The sequence below is a fragment of the Dietzia sp. B44 genome (assembly GCF_014145245.1).
Lineage (GTDB): Bacteria > Actinomycetota > Actinomycetes > Mycobacteriales > Mycobacteriaceae > Dietzia > Dietzia natronolimnaea.
In genome coordinates this window covers 1-3,846 of the sequence record NZ_JAALEF010000291.1, presented here as the reverse complement: position 1 = coordinate 3,846, position 3,846 = coordinate 1, and the positions used below count along the sequence as shown (strand labels likewise).

Genomic DNA, 3,846 nt, shown 5'->3' with positions numbered 1-3,846 from the left:
TCGATGATCGCACCGTCGACCGGCACCGGGGTCCCACCGACACCGAGGACCGCTGCGGTCTCCGGGTCGGGGATGTCGAAGCGCACGCCCGTATCGGCGACGATCGTCGTCACCGCACCGCGGGTTGACGTGCCTCGTCCGACCGCGGTCACCAGAAGGCCTCCACCGGGTACGCCGAGCACGTCGATCGCCGGCCCGCCCCCGTCCGCGCCGGCCACCGGACGCGCCTGTGCGGCCGACGGAGCCGGAGCGCCGGCGACAACGGTCACCCGCCGGCCCACTGACCCCTCCCTGCCCGCATCGCGAACGCACAGCACCGGGGAGTCACCGGTCGAGAGGACCGAGGGACGATCCGCTGGGAAGGCATCCACGTTCAGCGCCACCGAGCGCGGGACGCCCATCCGGTCGGGATCCACGGACACGACCGCACCCACCGTCGTCGTCGAACGGATGACGTCGGCCACCACCGGACCGACCTCCTGGACACCATCTGCCAGGGCGACGTAGGTCTCCCTGCCCGAGGCGGTGTCCACCGTGAACACCTGCCCGATCCGCAATGAGTCGAGACCGTAGTCCACCGGCCTGCCTGCCAGATCGATCTCCGGTCGCACCACCGGATCGACCTCCGGCAGCGGGTCGATCAACGCCGCGGTGACCGGCCGCGGCTCGACGCCGCCCAGTCCGAGGATCGCCAGCAGGTCGCCGTCCGACAAGTCGATTCTCGAGCGGGTCCCGTCCCGCAGCAGCCAGCCCCTGCCGTCCTGGTCGGCCAGGACGATCTCGTCGCCGGTGGTGTCACGCCCGGGTCCCGCCGCCCCGTCACGGGCGACGACACTCGTCGAGACGATCCGGGGGCGACCGCGATCGACGTCGGCGATCTCGTCGCACACGGTCCACGAGACCGCCGCGGCCCCGTCCTCGTCGCGCGGTGCCGGCAGCGCGGACGGCGCTCCGGGGATCCCGATCAGTCCTCCGCGACGCGTCTGGGCGATGTCCGAGTCCCGCACAGTGGTGGGGTCGGCGGGCTGACCCGTCACCAGACGGGCGGACGCGAGGTTGAACACCGGGTGGACGGTGTCGCCGGCGCGGACATACATCTGGCCGGAGTCCCGGCCCACCATCACCACGGCGCGATCGACATCGGGCGTCGGATCGAGGAGGGCCAGGACCGCCGCACCGACGCAACCGAGGACGGCGGCGACCGCACCCAGCATGAGTCCCGTCGACTGTCGCCTGAGTGGATCGTGGAGCATCCGGACGTCGCGGACGGCCACCGCGTGTCGGGCCCGCCGGGATAGGAAGCGGTGCCCGTCGACCTGCGCCCTGGTCGTCGGCTTCAGCGGCACGAACGGGCTCCTTCCCACGGATGTGACGCCCCGCGACGGCGGGTTCCGGGGGTAGGGTACGCCACTGTCCCGGCCGGATGGCCGGGCTTCCCGGGCGGCCTCGTGCGCCCCCGACCAGGCCAGGAGGACGGGTGACGGCTGCCCCTCGCACCCTTCTCATCTTCCTGACCGTCCTCCTGACCTCGGGGGTGCTCGCGGTGATCTGCCCGCCGCCCTGGCAGCCCTGGGTCCAGTTCGCCGCCGCCTCACTGGTCGCCTGCGCCGCCACCCTCCGTCACCGGGGCCGATATCTGCTCGGAGGCGGACCGCGCCCACGCCGGTCAGACGTCGACGTCGTCGATCTGGTCTCGCCCGAGTTCTCCTTGGTCGGGTGCGTCGGCGGTCACCAGGTGGTGACCACCGGTGTCGAGATCTCAGCCGGCGCTCTGGAGACCACCGAGGTCGGGAGTGACGACCCGGCGGATTTCCTCGGCGTCCGGCTTCCGCTGGGCGCGGTCGCGCGGCAACTCGACCAGGGTGGGGTGCTGCTCGAGGGGATCGATGTGGTGGTTCACGGGCGACGTGCGGCGACGGGCCCCGACGGCGAGGTGTACTGCTCGCTCGTGGGTCCGTTGGCTCTGGTCTCCCACCGGCGCGTCCACCTGCTCCTCCGATTCGACCTGTCCGAACTCGCGCTGAGCGCGCCGGCGGAGGCGGGGCGGGGTTCGCCGCAGCGGGTCATCGCGGTGGCCACCGAACGACTCCGCCGATCTCTGGTTCATCACGGGGTTCCGTGTCGTGTACTCGATGCCACAGAGCTGGCGGAGCGATACCTCGAGGCCGAGGCCGATCCCACCGACGGAGTGGGGTTGGTGGTCCGCCCCGGTGAGGACCCGCGCGAGGTCGTGGACGCCCTCACCTCTGTACCCGCGTCAGACATCACCGAGGTGCTCCGACTCCGCCGGGTGCCGGGCCGCCGCGACGTCGTCGACTCGATCTCGACCGTGGGTCTCGCGGGGCTCACCGTGGACTCGCTCCCCCAGTCCGCGGGATCGTGTCATCTGTTGCCGTCCCCGCGCGTGCTGCCCGTCCCGGGTGAGTCCCTACCCGAGACGCTCGCCGGCTCCACGGTCCGGCGGCGCCTCGATCAACTCGACGACCTCGCCCCGCCCGCCCACGGTTGCGGTCAGATCCTCGGGGCGACCCGGACCGGGAACGCGGCCGCGGTCCAGCTGGCAGGGCCTCACCTGCGCTCGGTACTCCTCGCGGCCGGTCCGGCCGTCTGTCGACAGGTGGCCTTCCGCGCGGTCGCCGCCGGGTACCGGGTGGCGGTGGTCACCGACGTCCCGGACCGCTGGAGACCGCTGCTGGCGATCGGCGACGAGGCCAGATACCGGATTGTCGACCCCGATGCCTCGGACGCCGGCGCCCCCGTGGACGCGGTGTTCTGGGACGTCGACGGCCCCTTGAGCGAGGGGCGGATCGACGCGCTCGCCGGTCCCGGCGGCCCCGACGTGACACCGCCGACCGTGATCCGGGTGGATGCCGACTGGGACGCCCCCGGCCCCGGGCGTGCCACGACCGGGAATCCGCCCGAGCTGGTACTCGATGGCAGGATTCCGGGCTGGATCTCCATCGAACCGCGTTCCGGACCCGCCCGGCAGGTGTCGGTCGTGACCGGCCCCGGAGAGGACGCGTTCGTGGGCCCGATCCCGGGTCCAGGTCCGAGTTCGGGGGACCTCACACCCGCAGGTGCTGCACCTTCCGCCAGCCCGGATCGTCGGTGACCGTCAGGGTCACCTCGCCCTGCTCCCAGCCGGACGCGGCCACGCGCAGCTGCTCGTGCGCGGGGGTCGCGGAGTCCACGTAGAAGTGCAGGAGGCGGCGGCCGTTGCAGCTCTCGGCGCCCACGCACTCGCCGGTGCCCTCCAGGCGGTCGACCAGGTGGTCCTCGAAGTCCCGCAGGCCGGGCAGGGAGGCCGATCCCGGCAGACCGCCGTCCTCGACATCCGTATAGGGCACATGGACGGCGACGTGCCGGTCGAACTCCGGGGCCGACAGGGCCACCAGGGGCACACGCACCACGGCCACCATCGGGCCCCGGGAGGTGTCGCCGTGCAGGATCTGCCAGGCGGGCTCCCCGTCCTCGTCCGTGTTGTCCCGCTCGATCTCCCGCAGGATCCCGGGCAGCGCGTCCAGCGACACCGCGTCGTCCCCCGGGGCCGTGGCGTTGGAGCGGATCATGCCCACCCACGTCTCCACCGCGGCCTCCCCGCACATGGCGTCGAGCAACAGGTAGGCGGCGATCCCGGCGTCGGATCCCTTGAGTCCGGCGAAACCCGGGTGGTGCACGGTCACGTCGGCCCGGGAGAGGCCGCAGTCCACCACCACCTCCGCCTCGTCGAAGCCCAGACGGCGGTCGCGGAAGTGCATGGCGCACCCGGAGACCGGGTCGCGCAGGTCCGCGTACGACCAGTCGGCGTCGGCGGGCGGGGCCTGGGCGAGCCACCGGCGCGCCGCC

3 protein-coding genes are annotated in these 3,846 nt (G+C 72.8%); 1 reads left to right on the top strand and 2 read right to left on the bottom strand.

Annotated features, from left to right (window positions below):
* The coding region (gene eccB, locus G6017_RS10210; RefSeq protein ID WP_182617226.1) for a type VII secretion protein EccB at window positions 1–1,346 on the bottom strand (1,346 nt) is incomplete at its 3' end.
* A 131-nt stretch (window positions 1,347–1,477) separates the two neighbouring features.
* Here eccB and G6017_RS10205 point away from each other — a divergent pair.
* Window positions 1,478–3,112 carry a type VII secretion protein EccE gene (locus G6017_RS10205; protein ID WP_347237984.1) on the top strand — a complete coding sequence of 545 codons (1,635 nt, stop codon included), beginning with the start codon at window positions 1,478–1,480 and terminating at the stop codon, window positions 3,110–3,112.
* On the opposite strand, the gene G6017_RS10200 is transcribed toward G6017_RS10205, so the two are convergent.
* Window positions 3,066–3,846: DUF695 domain-containing protein (locus G6017_RS10200; RefSeq protein WP_182617222.1), on the bottom strand; the 781-nt coding region annotated here is incomplete at its 5' end. The two genes, G6017_RS10205 and G6017_RS10200, sit on opposite strands and share 47 nt — an antisense overlap.